The organism is Tolypothrix bouteillei VB521301 (genome assembly GCF_000760695.4).
Taxonomy (GTDB): Bacteria; Cyanobacteriota; Cyanobacteriia; order Cyanobacteriales; family Nostocaceae; genus Scytonema; species Scytonema bouteillei_A.
On the sequence record NZ_JHEG04000001.1, the window covers coordinates 3,044,618 to 3,066,896 of the forward strand.

Sequence of the window (22,279 nt, forward strand, 5' to 3'; positions counted from 1 at the left end):
TTTCCCCACGCTCAAACCTCAATGTCCCATTGCCTTTGTTATACCCAGGAAGAGGTTTCGAGTTCCCCAATTTTCACAATCTCAAGTGAGATGATTTCTTTGGAAAAGCCGCCGTCTTCGCCTGTTCTCTGATTCTTCTCGCAACGGTACTACGTCAGCTTCACTGCTTTCGCGTGCTACGCGAATCAGCAAAGCAGCAGATAGCAAACTAGCAATCATCGAATTTCCACCATAACTAAACATGGGTAATGGCAATCCAGTTGTTGGCAAAGCACCAGTGGTAACACCAACATGAAGTAATGATTGTCCTACCATCAAAACAGTTACCCCAATTGCTACAAGTCGATAGACCGAATGTTTGGTCTTAAGAGCTATAATTAATCCTAAAGTGGCGTATAAAGCGAGCAGTACTAACAGCACCGTACTGCCAACAAAACCAAATTCTTCAGCAAAAACAGCAAAAATAAAATCGGTGTCTTGAATTGGCAAATAAAACAACTTTTGTTGGGAAAGCCCAAACCCCGCCCCCCATTGTCTACCAGAACCAACAGCCAGCAAACTTTGTACGAGTTGATAACCATCTCCAGTTGGATCTGCCCATGGATTTAGAAAAGAAAGCACTCGTTTGCGCTGATATTCTTTGATACTAATACTCAGTACTGCCAGGGCTACACCTCCAACTGCTGTTCCTCCCAAATACTTATACGGTAATCCTGCAGCAAGGGCAATCAGCCAAATTGTCATTCCACATAATGCAGTTGTACTTAAGTTAGGCTGTATTAAAATTCCCAAAATAATCAGACAAAAGATACCCAGCCAAACAAAGCGCACTCGCCAACTTAACCTTTCCCATTGACCAAAAAGTCGCGCACTTTGCAATACTAAAAAGGGTTTAATGAGTTCAGAGGGTTGAATTGGGATCGGTCCTATGGCTATCCAGCGAGACGCATCAAATGCCTTTTTTCCCAATCCCGGTATCAAAGTTAGGAAAATCAGCCCCAATAGCAAGATTACAAACCAATGGGATATATTTACGATCCTGCGTAAGGGCAGGTTGACTATGATATTGAATATTATTAACGCTACGAACACCCACAGGACTTGACGCTTGAAGTAATACAGCCCATCATTGTGGCGATCGTCGGCAACGGCATAAGATGCAGAAAACAGCACGATTAATCCCACAAACAGCCATATCAATGTCAACCAACGCAATAAACGTGCCTCAAGTGCCCAACTGGACACCGAGTCATCGAAGAATGGAATCAGGCGGCGTAAATTCACAGTTTCAACTAGGTATGTAAGGTGTATTCGTTGAGAATGCAGTTAATGATACTACCTCATTCCAGAATTCATCATTACAATTTCAAGAATTACAAAAAAAAGGAACGGGGAACAGAAAGCCCCCGTACCTCCTTCCCCCTGAAAAATTTTTGACAAACGGCCCATTTTGTGAGACTGGCATCTTGCCCATCCTCTATTTCCCCATGGGCGCGACGCCCGCACCACAAGAAGTTTTTGAATGATTTTTTATTTTGAGAATTTTGTTAGATAATCTACGGTAAGTCGATGAAAAATAATGCTTTTTAGATTCGCAGTTGGCACACTACCACATTCGGCTCTGTCATGAGAACTTGTTTCGCATAAAATTACTATAATCACATCAATGAACAGTAGTATACTGAGTAAAGACTTGAATAGCCAAAATTATACTCTTTTGGATCTGTCTTCCAAAGTAGAGTATGCACTGCTGGCTCTTTTAGAACTAGCAAGCAACAAAGGAAAAAGAGATCCACTTACCATGAGCGAGATTACCGCCAGACAACCCATACCGGAACGCTATTTAGAACAAATCCTCACTAGTCTGCGGCGAGCAGGTCTGGTACAAAGTCATCGTGGCTCAAGAGGCGGATTCGTTTTAGTTCGAGAACCTTGGCAAATTACCTTATTGGAAATTGTGACCGTTGTTGAAGGTGAGCGGAAGGACAGAGAATCTTCTCTTCCTCCCACTTTAGAAAAGAACTTAGTTCATGAAGTGTGGGATCGAGCCAATACAGCCGCTACTGAAGTTTTACGTCGCTATACTCTCCAAGATTTGTACCAGGAAAGGGAAGCTCGAATACAGCAAGGTCCAATGTATTACATTTAGACAAAGGAGTCACTCGTATATGTTTTTTTACTCAACTATTACGGAATTTAATGAGTCAAGCGGAATGGTGAAAACATAATAGACAACTCCAATTCCCAGGAGAATCACAGCAAGGCTAGAAAGAATAACCCAACGGTCTGCTGGTTCATAAGCATCCTCGTCAATATCTCGACGAACGACAAGGTAGTGCTGGGTTGAAAGCATGACCGTTAGCAATCCTACTAGTGAAAAAGCCAAGCCTAACTTCCAGCCATTACCCGGACCTTGAGGTGCAAGGGGAGGGCGGAGTATGCGAAGCCGGACAATGAGAACACCAAAACCCATGAGCGCTATCCCACTTCTCATCCATGCTAAATAGGTGCGCTCGTTGGCTAAATGTTCTCGAACTCGGTCAGCACTGGGGCTTTTTGGTTTTTCTGGTTTTTCTGGTTTTTCTGCATCTATTGTCATAAATTTAATGGGAATTGCATGAACGAATTTTTTTAGCAGTCTTTCAAATTAGACTCATAAATATTCATACTATTAACAGTGACAGGTGACAAAATAATTCGTAATTAAGAATTGATAAATTACAAAAAGAGTGAAGACCGCTAATGGCTGATGGCTAATAGCTAATGGTCAAAAAGCAATTAGCTATTAGCAATCCAAATTATTGACAAATGATTTAAGATTGCTATAGCAGAAAATATGACTGTTGACTTTTGAATAGAAATGTATGTGAAAATGTTTTATCTTGCGTACTATAGCGGCCCTAAATGAAATATAAAAATAAGAGTGAAGACTGCTAATGGCTAATTGCTTTTTAACGTGTCTTAATCGAGTACTGTTGGCACTGTATTGCACTCTAGCAATAAAAGCAATTATCGATTCTTGCTGTATTGATAAATATAACTTATTAAATATTTAAAAGTATTAAAAACAACATAAAATAATTTACAATGCGCTTTTGGTTTTGAAAATCTATTGTTTCTCAACCTCCAAACAAGCAATTTTTTTTAATAGGGAATTTTTTAAGTTGTATTTAAAACTGAGCCAAATGACTCGAAAACCTCTCAATGTATTGTTTTTTACAAAAAAAAAATCGTTTTTATTGCTATACTGAAGTGATATTTAAAAAAGATTTGTAAAATTTATTGCTGTAAAAGTTTTCATATCGCTTACCGACTACGGTAACTTGCCCTATTTACCGTATAGGACTATACTTTTGATAAGCTTGTTGGAGTGAAAATACTTGGTCAGGGATGCTTGAAAGAGCCTATATGACGTTTGAGCAGTTACGAATTTTTCTTGCCGTAGCAGAACTAATGCACTTTACCCGTGCAGCAGAATCGCTATATATTACCCAGCCTGCTGTGAGTGCAGCCATTCAGAGTCTGGAAACAGAATACGGGGTCAAATTATTTCATAGAATTGGTCGTCATATCGAAATCACTGATGCTGGGAAGTTGCTCCAAGTAGAAGCACAAAAGATTCTCGATCAAGTTTCTTTAACTCAAAGGGGCTTGCGAGAGTTAAACAATATGCAACGGGGGGAGTTAAAACTGGGGTCAAGTCTGACTATTGGTAATTACTGGTTACCTGAAAAAATTAGCCAGTTCAATCGTCACTATCCCGGTATCCATATAAATTGCACTTTGGGTAACGCTGAAGAAATCTGTGAAGGAACCGCGACGGGGTTGTTTGATTTCGGGTTAGTGACAGGTGACGTGAAAGTCTCCCTGAGAAACTATTTAGAAAAAGAAGTTGTGGGAAGCGATCGCTTGCAGATAGTTGTAGGCAAATCTCACCCTTGGTTTGGCAGAAGAGAAATTTCCCCCGCAGAACTCCTTACAACAACTTGGGTGATGAGAGAGTCAGGGTCTGGGGCGCAACAAATGTTTGAGCAAGCCCTGCAAAAATGGGGAATCGAGCCGACCGAACTGGAAGTTGTTCTCGTTCTTAGTAGCAGCGAGATGGTAAAAGCAGTCGTTGAAAGCGGTGTAGGTGCAGCAGCCATTCCAGAATTGATGGTGAAAAAAGAATTACAGCTATCCACACTGCACGCAGTCCGTGTTATCGGTCGAGATACTAACACAAAGTTAGAAATTGTCCAACCCGTATGGAAACTGAAGCACCTACAACGCTTTCAAACCAGAGTAGCAAGCGCTTTTGAACAGATTCTCAGTCAATGTTCGCTCTCAGTGTAGGGGAATTGGGGATTGGGGATAAGGTAAAATTGCCTTCCTTGTCCTCAATCCCCAATCCCTTCGTACCAATCAATTACTTTTTTTTATTGAATTAAGAAAAAAAAATACTTGCTTTTATTGACAGTATCCTTGTATATTGATGTCAACATGCGAGCGTAGAAGCTCGCCAAAACACCAAATAACACTTTAACCTGATTCAATCGGGTTATGCTGAATCGCCCTGTTAGGTGATGAAGTACCTTTTAGGTGTCTCATCTCTCTTAATTTATGGAACTTTCAAATAAAACAGAGTATGCAATTCTCTCTTTGCTGGCACTGGCAAAATGCTATGCTGACGGTGAATCATTGCAAATCCGAGAGATAGCAGCACGTCAAAACATTCCCAACCGCTATTTAGAAGAACTTCTAGCAACTCTAAGGCGTGGAGGTTTGATTAAGAGCATACGTGGGGTGAAAGGAGGTTACGTTTTAGCCAGGGAACCTCAAAAAATAACAGTTTTGGAAGCTTTACGTTGTATAGAGGGGTCAGACGATGAACCCGGTAAGCCTTCCAATATCAAAACGGTAGAAACTGAAGTTATTCGTGATGTTTGGCAAGAAGTTCGTCAAGCTGCTTACGACGTTTTACAGAAACATACACTTCAAGATCTTTGCGAAAAGCGAATTTCCAAGCAGCAAATGGAACTAATGTACTATATATAAATTATGCCTTCGCGGACTAATAAAAAGTCCACGTAGGTGGTGAGTCCAGAGAAAGTAGGCGGGTTTCCCGCCGTAGGCGACTGGTGAGTCCAGCGCTGCAGGAGGGTTTCCCGCCGTAGGCGACTGGCGAACCCGGAGGGCGAACCCGAAGGGACTTTGTTTGTATAGACGCAATTTTAATCGCCATTTGGATTTTAATCGCCCTTTGTTTGTATAGACGCGATTTTAATCGCCATTTGTTTTTTCTAATTGGAATGCTCCCTATTTGTCTGTATCTTGAAAAACACCAAGCGATCGCGTTAAAACTCTCACGATCGCTTATCATCTTTCTTCACTAGAATTGTTATACAAAAACAACTAGCAATTAGCTTTGTTATACTTAATGCATCACTTTTTAAAATAATAAAAATTCCCAATCCTATCAAGATAAAAGGAATAAAGTAATTACCATATCGCGCGATCGTCTCGGCTATTTCTTTTTGACGAGTTAATTGGTAAGCTACATAACACCAAACTCCTAGCAATAGAAAGAAGATAGAGACAACTATCAAAAAGCTTGCTAAATTGCTGCTAGCAAATAATGGCACGTAGACACTGATATTATCGCTACCGTTAGCGATGGTCACAGATGCAACACTATAAGTTTGAGGAGACACCAAATTCAAAAGAATAGATTCTTCAGAATCTTCTGTCTCAAATTCACTTTCCCCGGTAGGATTTTCTTCCCCATTCACCAAACTGCTAAGACCCATAGCAATTGGCATGAAACCAAGCAATCCAATCCAGCGTCCCGATAACAATAACCCTCCAAACAGACCAGAAAGACTGGTAAAAATCAGTATACAAAACCCCAAATACTGACCTGTAATAATATGCTTGTAAGTGAAGGTGGCATTTACTTGGGAAAAAAACAATAAAAGGATGAGAAGGTCATCGATATTAGTAGCAGTAAAGGCAAGGATTCCCGTGCTAATTGCAGCGATCGATTCACCCATATTGTCTTTATTGTTTAATTGCAAGCAAAGACGCACTCGTTTTTTCTAAAGTAACACTCTCTTATAAAAGCAACCATGAATATGTTTTGGGCGGCTTTCACAGAAGGTATAATTGCTTTTGCAGCAACCAATATTGATGATATCTTAATCCTTCTACTTTTTTTCTCACAAGTAGATGCTAATTTTCGCAAGCGCCATATCATTGTTGGTCAATACCTTGGTTTTTCAGCTATCATCATCGCCAGCCTACCAGGATTTTTTGGTGGTTTGGTAGTACCGCACGAAGTCATTGGGCTGCTCGGATTGTTACCTATAGCAATTGGCATAAAAAAGCTGTTGAGTCGAGAAGAATCTACAGAAGTTCAGGCTGTAACCAGCGATTTTCAGCCGATTTCATCAAACAATTCTCCGAGGTCTTTTTTAGTTAGTCTTTTGCACCCTCCAACTTATAAAGTAGCCGCAGTCACTCTTGCAAATGGGGGCGATAATATCAGCATTTACATACCGTTATTTGCTGGAAATAGCTATGCCAGTATGGGTGTAATTTTGATTGTCTTCTTAGTTATGGTTGGAGTCTGGTGTGCAATTGCTAACTTCTTAGCCCGTCAAGAGGCGATCGCTCATATTTTAAGCCGATATGGTAGAGCGGCTGTTCCTTTTATTTTGATTTGTTTGGGTTTATTTATTATGTACGAAAGAGGTACCATTCCATGGCTTTACTCATACTGGAGAAACTAATTTGTAACTCACCATTAGCAAAAGCGTGTAGATGACAAAACGCAATGGACGTTGGGGTGCAATCTCGCAAAGTTTGGCACCAAGGAGGACCCCAGGTACAGATCCAAACCATATAGGTAATACCAAACTCCAATCAACTGTTCCCAAGCTCAAATGCCCAATAGAAGTAAATAATAACAAGATAGCTGCTTGCGAAATATCTGTACCCACTAATTTACGAGCATCCAAGCGGAAAAAGGAAATTAGCACCAACGCGAACATTGAACCGGAAGAGACACTCGTTAAACCAACCAAACAGCCTAAAATAGCTCCTACACTCATTGCCAACACGCGACCCAACCCAGTATCTAGATCGAACTTCGGCAGATCGGGAAACTTCAAATTTGGGAAAAATGTGATGAGCAGCAGTTGTATCAGGGCTGATAGCGTAACAACCAAAATCATTAGCCCAACCAAGTGCAGCAAAACGTGATTGAGATTGTACTCTCCACTGTGCTTGATAAAGTGTAGAATTCCCACACCAAACAAGGAACCGGGAACGCTGCCAAAAGCCAGCCATTTTACCACTTGCAAGTCAATAGTTTTTTGCTGCCAATGCTTAAAGCCGCCTACAAATTTCATTAACGTCGCCGCTACTACGTCAGAACTGACCGCAACGGAAGGTGGAACTTGAAAGATAAAGATCAGCATTGGTGTTATGAGGGATGCTCCACCAATTCCGGTTAAACCAACGACTATACCAACACAAAAACTAAAGAGGGGTAATAAAAGATAATGCATACGACGGCTCGCATATAGGGTTATTATTTTGCCCAAACTTCCTGTGGAAGTCAGATTGGTAGATGTAAACCCTTTTTTTTTCAAAAAAGACAAAAGTCGATATACTTACCGTACTTTAACTTAGATCGCGGTCAAACGTCTAGCGTATTCGCACATACGCAATTAAATTATTTATTACAGTTCTTAAAAGAGAAGAATCAGATGCAAAAGCCTTATATAGCAAGGCATCGAGGCTGTGTAAATTTTTTAAAAGAATATAATCTGACAGCAAAAAAATACAATTTAGCCTTTCAATTCCCAAATTTCCCTGACCTAGGGAAAGTATGAAGGATAAAATATATCCCACGTAAGTTCCAGGGGGATCGGGCAAGGATGAAGGATAAGGTATGGGGTATGAAGGTATATCCTAGGTTTGTTCCAGGGTTAGTTGATGGGAATGAGCTACCCCGTCGGGTTTATCTTGTTTCCTTTACCCTGTATCCTTTCACCGTTTTAGTGTTATAGAAATGTCTCAAACTGAGTTCAACAAACCCAACCAGTCTTTTTTCAATTTTTTCAAAGCATTATTAGCTGCTCGTTGGCAGTCGCTGCTATTGCTACTTATAGGTATCTACTTACCTTTACAAATCTTTGGGCTTCTGGCAATAGCCGTTTGGGAAAGCAAAGGCGGTTTCCCCTTTCCTTGGGATGTACCCATTCTCATAGCAGTTCATTCTACAGCAACAGCACAACTTGATGCGATCGCGGTGGTACTGACCCAATTCGGTTCTTCAAAATTTATGTTTCCCGCAATCGGTTTTCTTGGGCTGCTTCTTTTGCTGCTACAACGGTGGCGATCGCTCACTTTCTTGCTCACAACAACTATAGGAAGCGCCATTATCAACCGTACAGCGAAAGAGTTCATGCACAGAATCCGCCCCCATTTGTGGGATTCACTTGCACCTGAATTAGATTTTTCATTTCCTAGCGGTCATTCGATGATGACCATGACACTAGTAGCAACCTTGGTTGTTTTAACTTGGGGTACGCTCTGGTCATGGGCTGTGCTAATTGCTGGAAGTTTTTTTGTCATAGCCATTGGCTGGACGAGACTTTATTTAGGAGTTCACTTTCCTAGCGATATTTTGGCAGGTTGGATGGTTTCAATAGCCTGGGTAATTGGCGTCAGCCTAATTATAAGACCGCATTTTACTAAAACAACTGCCGTCACCGAAGCGCCAACGGCAGAAGAAACTACATTACTTCCTGAAGAAAAGCAGGTTTTGCAAGAGAAAACAGATCGTTGATTGCTCGGAACTTTCAGATAGAAATACCCAATTAAGTCTTTGTGGGACGGGGATTTTGCCCGTCCTTTATTAATATACAGACAGGCAATATACCCCACATCACAAGTAGTGATAGTATCCTTAATCCCCAAGACTGATTTGTGGAGTCTCGTTCGTGGGCGCGTTGGTAGCTCTTGTATCTAAGAATGCTTGAGAGACTTTAGGAACAAACCAGTTGATTTTACTAGATTTGGACACTTGAGCAACCGGCATATTAAATTCCAGTGCTCCAGTATTTTGATTGCTAGCGATCGCTAACTTAGTCCCTTTGGGGACTTTAACAACGACACCGCCACTAATTTCTTGATTTTTTCCGCTAGAAGTTGAGGATACAGCAGTGACATCACTGGGTATGTAAATTCCCTGACAATCCCAGTCATTTTGGGTTGTTTGACCATCAGCTAGAAAGTAAAGCCCAGCATCATATGGAAAATCTTCTTGTTCCACGTTTGCTGGTATTGGCCCATAAATAGCTAGAGTTTTGCCAGTTTTGTTTTCGCACTGACCCCAATTGACGCCTGACTCATAAGCGTATTTGAGCAACTCCAACTCTGCGAGCTTGCTTTCTATTTCTTCTGGTGTATAACCCTCGATATCTGATTGAGATTCTTGGACGCTTTGCAACTTGTTAATCTCTTTAGTCAATGCTTTGTATTCAGGGCTTTTCGTAATTTTTGGTGCATCTGCAAAGGAAGGTTGAGCAAACAAAAAGTTTGCTAGTAGTAGCAGCACCATCAAAAGATATTTGAAAGCTTTCATGTTTTTTTCCAAACCAAATAACAAAATCCGAAACTTGAAACCTATGGTTTGCAGGCAACACATTATCCACATTGTAGCAACTGCAAAGACAAAAAATAGAGTCTAGAGAATGGGAGTTAAGGGTTGGGTAAGAAAGATGTTCGTGCTTTGTTTTGAGCTATTGCTGATAAACATCTATCTTATCTATTCAGAAGTTACATTATCATCTAGCCGTCAGTTATTAAATCTTAAAAAACAATTAATTTTATACGGAGAGATAGCATATCTTCGAGCGCTTTTAATTGCTATCTCTCAATCCTATCAACTCCTTTAGCTTTCTCAAGGAGTCATGGCAACTTTTCCGGTAAACTTTTGCGTGTATTAAATAAAACTTTTATTTTGTATATTCAAATACTTGTTATTTTGTTGGTAGCAATTTTTTGCTACTATTCCGATGAACTTGGCGTAGAATTAGAATTTATTAAAAAACACTGATTTAGTATTTTTTAAAGACTTGATTGCCGAAATTATATAAGCTATGATTTACTTCGCAGCCCAAATTCAATTAACCAAGAGAAAAATGTATTGCAATCATTAATATTTTGTATATATCCTGCTCGTGCAAAGGAATATAGCAGTCATAAATGAAATATAAAAATAAGAGTGAAGACTGCTAATAGCTAACGATCGAAAAGCAATTAGCTATCAGCCATTAGCTATTAGCTAATTTCTCAAAACTCACCAAAAATATTGGCTATCTCAGGGTAAAAAAACTTGCAAGATGAAACCTAAAATATTATCCCACAGTAAAAGTACGCATGGTTTAAAACCCGCGTGTCTCTCATTTGGGGAAGTTCTAGCTCAATCCTTTGCTGTTATTGCACCTACCACAATTCCTGCATCTAATATTGGTTTGATAGTGGCGCTTTCGGGGAAAGGAGCCTGGTTAAGTTTTCTCATCGGTTTAATTGGACTCGTTTTAGTCAGTATCAACATCAATCAGTTTGCCAGTCGTTCGGCTTCTCCCGGTTCCCTATACTCTTATATTGTCAAAGGCTTAGGTCCAACAGCGGGTGTGATTTGTGGTTGGTGTTTGGTACTGGCATATTTGTTCACGGGAATGTCCGTATTGTGTGGTTTTGCCAACTTCAGTGGAAATTTAATCGGTCAATTGGGTATTCATCCCTCTAGTATTACGTTGTTGGCTTTAGGTGCGGGAATAGCTTGGTATGCAGCCTATAAAGATATTCAGCTTTCTGCTATGGCAATGCTCTGGCTCGAAGGAATCTCGCTGGCTTTGATTGCAGTGTTGTGCGCGATCGTTTGGGCAAATAAAGGTTTTGCTTTAGATATGTCACAACTAACACTTTCTGATGTCACTCCTGGCAAAGTTGCAACGGGATTAGTATTGGTCATGTTTGCTTTTTCTGGCTTTGAAAGTGCTACGTCGTTGGGTGATGAAGCAAAGAAACCGTTAAAAACCATTCCCAGATCGGTGATTGGGAGTGTTATTCTAGCAGGTCTGTTTTATATATCAACGACATATATTGAAGTCTTGGGTTTTAGCGGTACTGGTGTGTCGATTACCAAAACTGAAGAACCTTTAAAGTTTTTATCCCAACAAGTCGGTATGGGATTTTTGGGAGAGTTAATTGCTTTTGGCGCATTATTTAGCTTTTTTGCTTGCGTTTTGGGCTGTATTAATCCTGCCGCTAGAATTTTCTTTATGATGGCACGTCACGGATTATTCTACTCCAAGCTAGGGACTGCACATTCTTTTAATCGAACTCCCCATATTGCGGTGACGATGTGCTCGTTTGCTATTTTCTTAGTTCCTGCAGTGATGTCCTTATTTAACATTCAGTTGTTTGAAAGTATGGGTTACTTAGGAGCTATCTGTAGCTATGGATTTCTCACAGTTTATATCCTCATTTCTATTGCAGCACCAGTTTATCTCTATCAAATCGGTAAACTCCGCTTCCATCATGTCGTTTTCTCTGTGCTAGCGGTTGCATTTATGATGATTCCTGTATTGGGAAGTGTCGGAATTCCAGGCAGTACAATGTTTCCAGTTCCAGAAGCTCCTTATGATGTTTTCCCCTACTTATTCTTGACGTATTTAGCGCTCACTTGTGGCACGTTTGTGTTGCAGCGATTGCGATCGCCCAACATTGTTATGGAAATGCGCCAAGGAGTTGAAGAAATTCATGCTCGATTTAGCGATCGCGATGGGCTTTAATTTCAATTTATATAGAACTACAGGTTCTAGCAGATGAACGTCGAGCGAGAAAGTACAATTCAAAATTCAACATTCCTTAATCCAAAATCCCAAATTGACATGAGTGGATTAGTAACTGCAATTAGTACAGGGGCAGCTGCTTTTGGTGCTACCAACATTGATGATATTGTTATCCTGACAATCTTTTTTTCACAAGTTAATGAAACATTTCGCCGTTGGCATATTATCTTGGGTCAGTATTTAGGGTTTACAATACTGGTTCTTGCGAGTCTTCCCGGCTTTTTTGGAGGTTTAATTGTACCGAAACCGTGGATTGGACTTTTTGGCTTAGTACCAATCCTAATTGGTATTAGGTACTTAATGAACAAAGATGAAGAAGATTCAGAAAACGCTGAGGAAGAGTCAGAACAGAGCCAAAACTCTTTTTTTGCCAAATTTTTTAACGTACAAGTTTATAGTGTTGCTGCTGTGACATTTGCCAATGGCAGCGATAATATTAGTATTTATATTCCTTTATTTGCTAGCAGCACTTTAGACAGCTTGGTTGTTATCATAGCAGTCTTTTTTCTACTTGTGGGAGCTTTGTGCTTTGCAGCATATCAATTAACCAATCAGAGAACCGTAGCTGAAATGCTTTCTTGTCATGGTAATAATTTTGTCCCATTTGTATTGATGGGATTGGGTGCTTTAATTTTAATAGAAAGTGGTGTTTTAACTCCTCTACTTTCTTTTGTTATAGATAGTTAATGGTTAGTTGTTAGTAGTTGTTTATTAGTTGTAAATAACTACTTACCACTAACGATGAAAGGCGAGACGCCTGTCCCAACCCAATAAAGACAAACTACTAACCACCAGTCATTAACAAGTTTGGTTACAGAATATACAAACATATTACTGGATATTTTAGTATAAATTTATAAATTTGAGGAATAAAATTGACTATTTTAGAATTTTCATTATTAGTTTGGATAGGGTCGTTTACTGCAGGATTTCTAGGGGCATTAACTGGTTTGGGAGGTGGCGTTGTGATTGTCCCGTTGTTAGCGTCGGTTTTTGGAGTTGACATCAGATATGCAGTTGGTGCTTCTTTAGTCTCTGTCATCGCCACTTCCTTAGGTGCAGCATCTACATATATAAAGAAAGGCTACACAAATTTGCGGTTGGGAATGTTTTTAGAAGTCGCAACAACGATTGGAGCTTTAATTGGAGCGTTAATTGCTACGTATATTTCTGTGAAAGCTTTAACTATTGTGCTGGCTGTTGTTCTACTTTATTCAGCTTACCTTTCACAACAACCTAAACTTGATAATCCGGAAAGCGAGTCGCCCGATCCTTTGGGCAATTATTTACAACTTAACGGCAGTTATCCCGCACCTGAAGGAGTAGTATCTTATCAAGTTCACTCCGTCCCTGCTGGATTTAGCGTGATGCTTGTTGCTGGTGTGATTTCTGGTTTATTGGGTATTGGTTCGGGCGCGTTTAAAGTACTGGCAATGGATCAAATCATGCGTGTCCCGTTCAAAGTTTCTACAACCACAAGCAATTTTATGATTGGGGTGACAGCCGCCGCATCTACAGGAGTTTACTTAGCACGCGGTTACATCGATCCTGCATTGTCAATGCCAGTTATGTTAGGCGTTTTACCCGGTGCTTTTTTAGGTGCGCGAGTTCTTATAGGAGTTAAAACTCAAACTTTAAGAATTGTCTTTAGTCTTGTGCTAGTTCTTATGGCTTGCAAAATGGTATTTAACAGCTTAACATCAGGGGCAGCGTAATATGGAAAAAACAATTTTTAGTTTTTGGCGGGGTTCGCCTACACTTTCAGAAAGTGAACCCACTCAACTCCAGTTACAGCAATTTGGCGATACTGCTACAACCGTTAAGCCGGAGGCTCATCGCAACTTAATTCAGCAGAACAACAAAACCGCCCCACTAGTGGCTCATAACTCCGAGCTTGATGCTAGCAAAGACGGTACTAAGACGGTAAGCGATTTACAACTCGAGCCATTACTGAGCAACTTATTAAAATATGGCGTACTCATTGCTAGTGCTGTCATTTTCATAGGCGGCTTACTCTACTTAATTCGCCACGGTGCTGAACCAGCTAACTATCACATTTTTAAAGAAGAATCATTTGAGTTTCGCTCTCCCATAGGTGTTATAGATGTTATTCGAGCAGGTAGCTATCGTGGAATTATTCAACTTGGATTACTGCTACTAGTTGCAACTCCTATATTACGCGTTATTATCTCCCTATTCGTATTTCTACGACACAGAGAATATACTTACGCTCTCATTACGTCGATTGTCCTGAGTGCTTTATTGTGCAGCTTTTTAGGTGCTTTTTAGCGGAAGTAAGCCAAAGAGTGCCAAAGCCTGCAAGAATGGAATTCTCGGGTTATACAAACAAAGCCTGCCCAGGCAGGCTTTTTTCAAAATCATGTGGCACGAACGCAATTACCCAGACTCAGCCCGACAATGTTTGCGCTTCAGTCTGCCTGAACTTTGTGGGAATCTTTGACTTTTCGCTAACAGCGAGCGCGAAAAAATATTACTTTTTCCGGTCTTCTTTTAAAATTGCGATGCTCCCTTTTAGACCAACTATTGAGCGTCTCTAGATGAAAATTTTTTTAAAATAAAAATTTTAGGAAACAAAGCGATTTATTAATCCTAAATTTTGTTGAATAAACTCCGATATAGAAGTTCTCAACAAATCAATCATTTCCGTTGAGAATAATCCCAATGCAGCAGCAGAACCCAAGCTAAACAAACCAACAATCAAAGCTAGAAACCTTCCAAAAAAACCGGGGTTAATTTCCATAAAACCCAGTCGCGATTGTCCTATAACTGAAATAGTCAGAAAAACTATTCCTAGGATTAAAAAAATATTAGTTAAAGGTAAAGCACTCATATTTTTCAAAAATTTCCTGTCTTCGATTATAACCGTGATTTTTACTTAACTGCTTACCCATAAAGTAAGAAATTCAGGTGCTAAACCCTAACTTCTTTAAAGGCGTTGGGGAGCTAGCACTGCTAACCACTAGACTTTTGATTTATTTTTCGTTATACTACGGTAAGTGAATAGACTTTATGCAATTTACATTATGCAACAAGCCCCACAAATGCCTCATGAGTCGAACTTAGCAGCGGACACAGCCCTTGAGCAGTCGCAGTCAGATGCTCCTGTGGGTTTGAAGCAAGGAATTTTCAAAAAAATCAGAGGGGGATTGTTTTTTGCCCTTGGATATTTACTATCACCTCTATGTTGGTGGAATGACTTAATTTTCAATCTGCCGATCGCTTACGGTTTTGGCTATGTTTGCAGTTTATTCTCGCCAAAACTACTTATCCCTTGCTCAATAGCAGGCTATTGGCTTTCTAACGTTGTTGGGATTCTTTTGATGCAAAGAGGCGCTTTGGATGTGTTTCAAAACCAACCAACAGAACGCAATCCAAGAAAAGAGTTGGTTACAGGTCTCGTAACCTCAACTATTTTTACAGTCGTTATTTTAACTTTAATCCAGTTAAAAGTTATTGAGACTCCGGATTTGTTTCCAAATAGCTAATGGTTAATGGCTAATTACTAATTGCTAATTGCTAATTGCTAATTGCTAATTGCTAATTGCTAATAGTGAGTCCAGAGAAAGTAGGCGGGTTTCCCATGCCGCAGGTGACTGGCGTACAGCCCTTCGGACATAGCTTCGTATCGCGTATAGCCCTTACGGGCAATAGCCTGCGGCAACGCGGAGCGTGTGCCTTGCACATAGCGTCTGTGCTCCTGAGATACAAGGGAGGGCTAATAGACATTTGGCCATTAGCCATTAGCCATTAGCCATTAGCTAATACGATTTCAAAAAATCTGTCAAATTTAATAACTTTTGTTCTCCTTGACCAACAATTACGGGAAGCTTACCATCCCATTTTTCTAAGGCTTGCTTTTCCAGAATCTCTGGTGTTAAGTTTTCGCGGATAATCTTGTGTGCTTCCGCTTCACCTTTTGCCAAGTTCACTCTCGCTTCTGCTTCTTTTGATGCTTTTAAAGCGATGAATTCCGCACGTTTGGCTTCTTGTGCAGCCACTTGTTTTGATTCTACAGCTTCATTAAACTTTTGCGAGAAGTGAATGTGGAGCAGAGAAACGTCGTCTACTGCAATGTGATAGTTAGCCAATCTATTTGTTAAAGTTTCGTCTACTCCTGCTTTCATTTCTTCTCGCTTGAGAATAATTTCTTCGGCAGTATATTTTGCAACAATCGCCTTGAGGACTTCTTCAAGTGCTGGATTGATAATGCGATCGACAACATTTTTTTCATCTCCAATTTTCTGGAAAATAGTATTGGCTTTCTCTGGAATAATATGCCAGTTTAGAGCCACCTCTGCGGAGATATTCTGTAAATCTTTAGTAGAAGCCTCAGCAGAAATGTTTTGTTTCTGCACTTGCACGCTCAATCTCTTTACTGTGTTTACTACTGGTACGATGATGTGAATACCTTCTCCAAGGACTCTGTCTTGAACTTTACCAAATTCCATCAATACACCTCGTTCTCCTGCATTAACGATCGCAAAGGGAGTCAAGAACAAAGTGATGAGAACTAGAAGTGCTGTCAGTTTACCGGCATTGTTAAATGCTTTACTTTTTTTCATAATTGCTAACGAATGTAAAGTATCTGTAACAAGTTTGACTGTTGCTTTGCGTCTCCAGAGCAGGATGAGTATTGCTTGTGGATAAACAATTTGGGATGCGATCGTGTATTTTGACAAAAATTAATTTTTTACTGAGTTATTTCTGCTTTTAAAAAGTACGGTATATTGGTAGAATTGCCGTACTCACAGTTTGACATATTTTATAACTGCGTGTTGCGGCAAACAATGTATAAAACCCATACCCAACATAGATGAAAAAGGATACAAACTTTATACCGGACATTCATCTATTAAATGGATACCATATCCTATCTTTATCTACGGGAAAATATGGTAGCGTAAAAACTTTTTTGTCAAGCCCTTAAATGTTTAGTGTGAGGTCTATTTTATTCCCTCATACTTTATACTTCATCCTTTAGTTGATTTTTTTGATGATGGAAATATCCTCGAAAATTAAATATACTCTACTAGCACTGCTAGAGCTGACTCGATACTACGAGCAAGAAGAATTTTTACAAATTGAACAAATCGCAGTTTCTCAGCAAATACCAGATCGGTATTTAGGACAACTCTTGATGAGTTTGCGACGATGCGGTTTGGTTTGCAGTCAGCGAGGAGTTAAAGGGGGTTATCAACTCAGCAAACCTCCTGAAGAAATTACATTGCTTGAAGTGCTGACTTGTCTTGAAGGTGCAGCAACTCAAGAATACGGGGAACTGGGGGAGCCACTCAGTATGGAAAATATGATTATTAAAGAAGTGTGGCATGAAGCGACGAAAGCGGCATTGACAGTTTTTGGAAGTTATACCTTAAGAGGGTTGTATGAGAAACAACAAGCAAGGCAGTTGTTAAATCCAATGTATTATATTTAACTGGATTTCGACAGACTTCACCCTGCTCTCCTTGTAGGGGTTCGGGGTGAGGTCTGTTTTGGCTTCATTGGACTCACTTCTTTTTAAGCGGGACATCTAACACTTTGAAAACACGCTTTAGTCCCCTTAAACAAGGGGACTGTGGACTATAGCTAAATGAATAATTGATAACCTTTCATTGATTTAAGAAAGGACGGGCGAGAAAAAAGCTAGTAATTGATTTAGCGTCTACCTGTTCGCCATCAAGAATCGCTTTCTCTAACTCTTGAGGAGTAAAGAAAACTGTCTCCATATCTTCGTCTTCATCTTGTGGTGGCGGTTCGTCTAGCTTTTCTAAATCTTGGGCGAGGAAAGCATAAATAATCTCGCTAGAATAACCAGGGGCTAGGAAAAACTCACCTAATTTTTGCCACTTATGAGCGCGAAAACCTGTTTCTTCCTGAATTTCACGCTGAATGGTTGCTAGGGGGTCTTCACCGTACTCTACAGTTCCCGCAGGAAACTCAAATAACCTTCCTTGTGCTGCAAATCGATACTGGCGCACGAGTAAAAGTTTACCTTCTGAAGTCACAGGTATTACTAAAGCTCCACCTGGGTGACGGATGCACTCCCATTCTCCTTCAGAGTTGTTGGGTAAACGCAAGCGATTGACTTCAAAATCGAACTTGCGTCCCTTATAGAACAAGCGTTGCTTTAACAGTTGGGGTAATTCTCTACCTAATGGCATACTCTGTTTTATAGTTAAAAAGCACACAGACTAGTACTTTCGGTGGATGTGAAACTAGCGTTTTCTGCGCTTATAGTTGTAAAATTAATAGCCCACCAATAGTTGCACTTCTGTACAGTCTACATCTTTAACAAGCTCTTTAATCCTGCGTCCGGAAATTGGTTCTACCCAATCTGGAGCGATTTCTGCTAGTGGAACTAACACAAATGCTCGTTGCTGCATTCGAGGGTGGGGAACTTGGAGTTTTGGCGTCTCTAAAATCAAGTTATCGTATAACAACAAATCCAAATCTAAGGTGCGTGGTTCCCATCGTTCTCGCCGCACTCGTCCAAATTGATTTTCAATATTTAGTAAAGTTTCGAGCAGTTGTTCTGGTACCATCTCTATTTGTAAAATAGCTGTACCGTTGATGTAATCTGGTTGTGGTGGTCCGACAGCTTTGGTTCTGTACCAACTGGATTTTGCCTGTAAAACAACCCCCGGTGTCTGGGCTAGAGCTTCTATGGCGGCTTCTAAGATTGCTAGGGAATCACCAATGTTGCTACCCAACGCGATCGCACTACTTTTCATGAGCAACTTGCCAATGGAAAAATAATAAGTAAAAATTATCGATAAAGTTTGCCCTATAGGGATACAGTTTATTATTTGGCGGATGTTATACTAACACGGTTGTGGCTCAAAAATCAGAAAAAGTTTTTCATGACGATCGCATTGCAACTGCTTGAAGTGAGGGATTAACGTGGTAAAGTTTACCTCCTGGTTCAAAGACAAACAAATTAAGTCGAGTGAATCTGATAGAGAGAAACAGTCACCGCAGCCAAATCATCAGGACGAAAACGCGGAATCTACTCAGGATAAAAAATCACAAAGCTTCTTGGCAAATGTGAGGAAATCACTGAATGGGATAAGTGCCAAATTACCTGGAGGTCACAAACCTATTTATCGTCGCTACTGGTTTTGGGCGGGCTTGGGTCTGAGTGGTGGAATTATTGCTGCTAGTTATGGTGTATCGGCAATAGACCGTTCTCTACCTGACAAAGCTGAACTGAACGCAGTTGTCAGAGAACAGACACTCACTATTAAAGCTGCTAACGGGTCAATTTTACAACAACAAGGAGAAGCAACCAGAGAACAGTTAACGCTAGAGGAAATACCGGATAAGCTGCAACAAGCTTTCATTGCTTCAGAAGATCGACGGTTTAGCCAGCATAATGGGGTCGATACTCAGGGAATAGCAAGAGCCATACTAAATAACCTGCGATCGCAAAACGTGGTAGAAGGTGGTAGTACCATCACGCAGCAACTTGCCAGAATTCTTTTTCTCAAACAAGAGCGTACAGTTTGGCGCAAGCTTAAAGAAGCGCGTCTGGCTCAAAAAATGGAAGAAGAATTGACAAAAGACGCCATTTTAGAACGGTACCTGAACTTAGTTTATTTGGGGTCCGGAGCCTACGGTGTAGCAGATGCAGCTTGGGTTTACTATAGCAAACCTGTAAGCAAACTTACCCTAGGGGAGATGGCAACAATCGCAGCATTACCGCCCGCCCCAAATAACTTCTCGCCGATAGTCAATCGTCAAGCAGCACAACAACGACGGAATATAGTGCTGCAACGGATGCGAGAAGAAGGATTTATTACAGCCGCCGAACAACAAGCAGCAACTGCAGAACCAATCAACCTAAAAGCAAGCGCCCCAAGGCGATGGGAAGTAGAATCTCCCTACTTTATCAGCTATGTACAAAAAGAGATACCCAAATATGTTTCCCCTGAAGTTCTGAAAGCAGGTGGCTTAACAGTAGAAACCAGCCTGGACCTAAAATGGCAGGATGCGGCGGAAAAAGCTGTGGCTAAAACTTTGAGAAATCAAGGGCGTTGGGAAAATTTTAAACAAGCAGCCTTAGTTGCCATTGACCCCCGCAATGGTCAAATTAAAGCAATGGTTGGGGGAAAAGATTTTAACAAAAACCAATTTAACCGCGTTACTCAAGCACAGCGCCAACCCGGTTCTACTTTTAAAGGGTTTGTGTATGCCACTGCGATCGCAGCAGGTTTCAATCCCACCGATGGTTACTTAGATTCACCTTTAATAATAGACGGTTACGAACCCAAAAACTTCGATGAAGGTTATCGAGGTTGGATTAGCATGAAAGATGCTCTCACCAAATCAGTGAATATTGTTGCGGTGAGAGTCATGATGAAAGTGGGATTTGAGCCAACTATCAGAATGGCTCACAAAATGGGGATTAAATCGGATCTCAAGCCAATGTATTCATTAGCACTTGGCTCTTCAGAAGTGAATCTTTTAGAATTGACGAGTGCTTATGGAACTTTTGCTACCAAAGGTCTGCACGTAGAACCCCACGGTATTACCCGCATTCTCGACCGTAAAGGAAAAGTCATTTGGTCTCCAAACTTTAAACCAGAACGGGCTTTAGATACTGAGAGTGCAGCTATTATGACATGGATGCTGCGTAATGTTGTGGAAAATGGTACCGGTCGAGCCGCCCAACTGGGTAGACCTGTTGCAGGAAAGACCGGCACCACAGATGAAGCTCGCGATCTGTGGTTTATTGGTTATATTCCGCAACTTGTGACAGGTGTTTGGTTGGGTAATGACGATAACAAACCGACCTGGGGTAGCAGTGGAAGCGCTGCTTACACTTGGCATGAATTTATGGAACAGGTGGTCAGTAAAATACCCGTTGAGAAGTTTCCTGAAATACCCAAGCTAGCAGGTCGAAAAGGTACTATCAAAGCACAGGCTGTTAAACCCAGACGAATAGTAAATCGTTCTGCAGGTTTCTACAACAACGATGATGATGATAATTCTCGTAAATCTTACAGGCGCGATCGAGAAAATACCTCAGATGATGGCTCTCAAGAGCGTACCTATAGAAGACGCAGATATAGGAGACGTTACGACCAAGAGGAGCAGCAACAACCGCAAGAGTATACTTCAAGACGCAGCAGGCGTAACTATCAACAAGACGACGAGGAAAGCAGCACCTCCAGAAGGCGCTATCGCCGTCGCTACCGTGTAGAGCAATCGGAATCTGGCGAGTCAAGTTCGCAAAGAAGATACAGGGGAAGCAATTCTGATTCATCGCCAAGAATTCGCCGACGGTACACGCCCGATACAGGTAATTCCTCAGAGTCTACATCTCCAAAACGCTCTTGGAGAGAACGGCTCAGACCGACAACACCTCCTGCTTCGGAGACAGTACCTTAAAGAACAAGGGAGATAAGGGGGACAAGGGGAATTTTCTCCTTTATCTTCCCCCTCTTCCTTGTCTACCATCTCTACCCCATCCCCCCTCTCCCCCTCCCAATTATCGGAATGTACGACTTTGGATGAGTTCTACAGAGTAGGCGTTAATGATACTCTCTTCATATAAGGTAGTAATAAGTAGTGTTGCCTACATAAGGAGGGTCTACCCATGTACTTTTTATTAGAAACAGCAGCGCAAGCAGCAGCAGAAGCAAAAGACCCATATCAATTTCCTTGGGCTTTTACAGCAGTCTACGTAATCGGCTTTATTGCTGCTGTGACAATTGGTTCAATCGCTTGGTATAACTCCAAGCGTCCTGTTGGTTGGGAAAGCAAGGAGCGCCCAGACTTTGTACCTAAGGTAGATAAAGATCCAACACCAGGTGTGTAGTCATTGCTAATGGCTAATGGCTAATGGCTAGTAGCTAATGGCTAAGCAACTAACAAATAACAATTAGCAATTAGCAATTAGCAATTAGCAAATTCAATTTTGAACGTCAACCCAACGGCGGTAAAGTTTTTGAATTTGTCTGAGAACATTATGATGCCCATGTTGGGTTGAATCGTTGGTATCCGATATTTGTTGTAATTTTGTCAACAGTTTTGCTTCTTCTGTTGCAACTTCACCATCACTGTAAATCAATCCGCCGATCGCCTCGATCAAGTTTTGGCATTCTTCTTGAGTGGGGCGTTCCCCCAAATACTCCTTCAACCAATCATAAAACTGTTCTGGTTGCACGGAGACTAACTCGTACAACCAAGGTTGAATTTCTGGCTCGTCAGCAACTCCCTTCTCTTGAGCCACTTTGCGAAGATATTGCCTCTCTTCTGGTTGAATTCTGCCATCAATCCAAGCCGCCCCAATCAGGATTTTGACCAAGTTTTTCACGCTACTAGAATTACCAACCATAAGGTAA

23 protein-coding genes are annotated in these 22,279 nt (G+C 40.9%); 13 read left to right on the plus strand and 10 right to left on the minus strand.

The window, feature by feature from the left end; translation table 11 throughout:
• Positions 1-81: 81 nt before the first annotated feature.
• Positions 82-1,284, minus strand: a complete 1,203-nt coding sequence (locus HC643_RS12100; RefSeq protein ID WP_038075406.1) for an FtsW/RodA/SpoVE family cell cycle protein — start codon at positions 1,282-1,284, stop codon at positions 82-84.
• Positions 1,285-1,666: 382 nt separating this feature from the next.
• On the opposite strand from HC643_RS12100, the gene HC643_RS12105 reads away from it, so the two are divergent.
• The gene (locus HC643_RS12105) at positions 1,667-2,149 is read left to right on the plus strand and encodes an RrF2 family transcriptional regulator (RefSeq protein ID WP_038075404.1); all 483 of its coding nucleotides are present in this window, start codon (positions 1,667-1,669) and stop codon (positions 2,147-2,149) included.
• 27 nt (positions 2,150-2,176) lie between these two features.
• On the opposite strand, the gene HC643_RS12110 is transcribed toward HC643_RS12105, so the two are convergent.
• Positions 2,177-2,599: a YidH family protein gene (locus HC643_RS12110; protein ID WP_038075401.1), complete on the minus strand. Its 423-nt coding sequence runs from the start codon at positions 2,597-2,599 to the stop codon at positions 2,177-2,179.
• Between the two features lie 809 nt (positions 2,600-3,408).
• Here HC643_RS12110 and HC643_RS12115 point away from each other — a divergent pair.
• Positions 3,409-4,335, plus strand: a complete 927-nt coding sequence (locus HC643_RS12115; protein ID WP_038075607.1) for a LysR family transcriptional regulator — start codon at positions 3,409-3,411, stop codon at positions 4,333-4,335.
• Positions 4,336-4,602: 267 nt separating this feature from the next.
• Positions 4,603-5,037: an RrF2 family transcriptional regulator gene (locus tag HC643_RS12120; RefSeq protein WP_038075399.1), complete on the plus strand. Its 435-nt coding sequence runs from the start codon at positions 4,603-4,605 to the stop codon at positions 5,035-5,037.
• A gap of 308 nt (positions 5,038-5,345) precedes the next feature.
• Here the strand turns inward: HC643_RS12120 and HC643_RS12125 are convergent, their stop codons facing one another.
• Complete coding sequence (locus HC643_RS12125; protein WP_038075397.1) at positions 5,346-6,032, minus strand: cadmium resistance transporter; 687 nt, start codon at positions 6,030-6,032, stop codon at positions 5,346-5,348.
• 75 nt (positions 6,033-6,107) lie between these two features.
• On the opposite strand from HC643_RS12125, the gene HC643_RS12130 reads away from it, so the two are divergent.
• Entirely contained in the window at positions 6,108-6,770 is a 663-nt protein-coding gene (locus tag HC643_RS12130; RefSeq protein WP_038075394.1) for a cadmium resistance transporter, read from the plus strand.
• Here the strand turns inward: HC643_RS12130 and HC643_RS12135 are convergent.
• Positions 6,753-7,550, minus strand: a complete 798-nt coding sequence (locus tag HC643_RS12135; RefSeq protein WP_038075390.1) for a sulfite exporter TauE/SafE family protein — start codon at positions 7,548-7,550, stop codon at positions 6,753-6,755. The two genes, HC643_RS12130 and HC643_RS12135, sit on opposite strands and share 18 nt — an antisense overlap.
• A gap of 506 nt (positions 7,551-8,056) precedes the next feature.
• Between HC643_RS12135 and HC643_RS12140 the strand changes: the two genes are divergently transcribed.
• Positions 8,057-8,836 carry a phosphatase PAP2 family protein gene (locus HC643_RS12140; RefSeq protein ID WP_038075387.1) on the plus strand — a complete coding sequence of 260 codons (780 nt, stop codon included), beginning with the start codon at positions 8,057-8,059 and terminating at the stop codon, positions 8,834-8,836.
• A gap of 120 nt (positions 8,837-8,956) precedes the next feature.
• On the opposite strand, the gene HC643_RS12145 is transcribed toward HC643_RS12140, so the two are convergent.
• Positions 8,957-9,634: a hypothetical protein gene (locus HC643_RS12145; RefSeq protein ID WP_038075604.1), complete on the minus strand. Its 678-nt coding sequence runs from the start codon at positions 9,632-9,634 to the stop codon at positions 8,957-8,959.
• Between the two features lie 760 nt (positions 9,635-10,394).
• Between HC643_RS12145 and HC643_RS12150 the strand changes: the two genes are divergently transcribed.
• From HC643_RS12150 to HC643_RS12165, 4 genes are all read left to right on the plus strand, one after another.
• Positions 10,395-11,852, plus strand: a complete 1,458-nt coding sequence (locus tag HC643_RS12150; RefSeq protein ID WP_038075382.1) for an APC family permease — start codon at positions 10,395-10,397, stop codon at positions 11,850-11,852.
• Between the two features lie 99 nt (positions 11,853-11,951).
• The gene (locus tag HC643_RS12155) at positions 11,952-12,599 is read left to right on the plus strand and encodes a cadmium resistance transporter (RefSeq protein ID WP_038075380.1); all 648 of its coding nucleotides are present in this window, start codon (positions 11,952-11,954) and stop codon (positions 12,597-12,599) included.
• A 188-nt stretch (positions 12,600-12,787) separates the two neighbouring features.
• Positions 12,788-13,627, plus strand: coding sequence for a sulfite exporter TauE/SafE family protein (locus HC643_RS12160; RefSeq protein WP_038075377.1), 840 nt, complete (start codon positions 12,788-12,790; stop codon positions 13,625-13,627).
• 1 nt (position 13,628) lies between these two features.
• Positions 13,629-14,201, plus strand: a complete 573-nt coding sequence (locus tag HC643_RS12165) for a DUF1634 domain-containing protein (RefSeq protein WP_038075375.1) — start codon at positions 13,629-13,631, stop codon at positions 14,199-14,201.
• A gap of 295 nt (positions 14,202-14,496) precedes the next feature.
• Here the strand turns inward: HC643_RS12165 and HC643_RS12170 are convergent, their stop codons facing one another.
• Positions 14,497-14,763: a hypothetical protein gene (locus tag HC643_RS12170; RefSeq protein WP_038075373.1), complete on the minus strand. Its 267-nt coding sequence runs from the start codon at positions 14,761-14,763 to the stop codon at positions 14,497-14,499.
• Positions 14,764-14,956: 193 nt separating this feature from the next.
• Between HC643_RS12170 and HC643_RS12175 the strand changes: the two genes are divergently transcribed.
• On the plus strand, positions 14,957-15,418 hold the full coding sequence (locus tag HC643_RS12175) for a DUF7980 family protein (protein WP_038075372.1): 462 nt from the start codon (positions 14,957-14,959) through the stop codon (positions 15,416-15,418).
• Positions 15,419-15,691: 273 nt separating this feature from the next.
• On the opposite strand, the gene HC643_RS12180 is transcribed toward HC643_RS12175, so the two are convergent.
• The gene (locus tag HC643_RS12180) at positions 15,692-16,495 is read right to left on the minus strand and encodes a prohibitin family protein (protein ID WP_038075600.1); all 804 of its coding nucleotides are present in this window, start codon (positions 16,493-16,495) and stop codon (positions 15,692-15,694) included.
• 431 nt (positions 16,496-16,926) lie between these two features.
• On the opposite strand from HC643_RS12180, the gene HC643_RS12185 reads away from it, so the two are divergent.
• On the plus strand, positions 16,927-17,367 hold the full coding sequence (locus tag HC643_RS12185; protein ID WP_050045712.1) for an Rrf2 family transcriptional regulator: 441 nt from the start codon (positions 16,927-16,929) through the stop codon (positions 17,365-17,367).
• 175 nt (positions 17,368-17,542) lie between these two features.
• On the opposite strand, the gene HC643_RS12190 is transcribed toward HC643_RS12185, so the two are convergent.
• Positions 17,543-18,094 carry an NUDIX hydrolase gene (locus HC643_RS12190; protein WP_038075369.1) on the minus strand — a complete coding sequence of 184 codons (552 nt, stop codon included), beginning with the start codon at positions 18,092-18,094 and terminating at the stop codon, positions 17,543-17,545.
• 84 nt (positions 18,095-18,178) lie between these two features.
• Positions 18,179-18,664: a 2-amino-4-hydroxy-6-hydroxymethyldihydropteridine diphosphokinase gene (gene folK / locus HC643_RS12195; RefSeq protein ID WP_038075367.1), complete on the minus strand. Its 486-nt coding sequence runs from the start codon at positions 18,662-18,664 to the stop codon at positions 18,179-18,181.
• Between the two features lie 169 nt (positions 18,665-18,833).
• Between folK and HC643_RS12200 the strand changes: the two genes are divergently transcribed.
• Together HC643_RS12200 and psb35 are read left to right on the plus strand one after the other, a co-directional pair.
• Positions 18,834-21,323, plus strand: coding sequence for a transglycosylase domain-containing protein (locus HC643_RS12200; protein WP_038075365.1), 2,490 nt, complete (start codon positions 18,834-18,836; stop codon positions 21,321-21,323).
• Positions 21,324-21,531: 208 nt separating this feature from the next.
• Complete coding sequence (gene psb35, locus HC643_RS12205) at positions 21,532-21,753, plus strand: photosystem II assembly protein Psb35 (RefSeq protein ID WP_038075364.1); 222 nt, start codon at positions 21,532-21,534, stop codon at positions 21,751-21,753.
• A 93-nt stretch (positions 21,754-21,846) separates the two neighbouring features.
• Here psb35 and HC643_RS12210 read toward each other — a convergent pair whose 3' ends face one another.
• Positions 21,847-22,272 carry a tellurite resistance TerB family protein gene (locus tag HC643_RS12210; RefSeq protein ID WP_038083042.1) on the minus strand — a complete coding sequence of 142 codons (426 nt, stop codon included), beginning with the start codon at positions 22,270-22,272 and terminating at the stop codon, positions 21,847-21,849.
• Between the last annotated feature and the right edge of the window lie 7 nt (positions 22,273-22,279).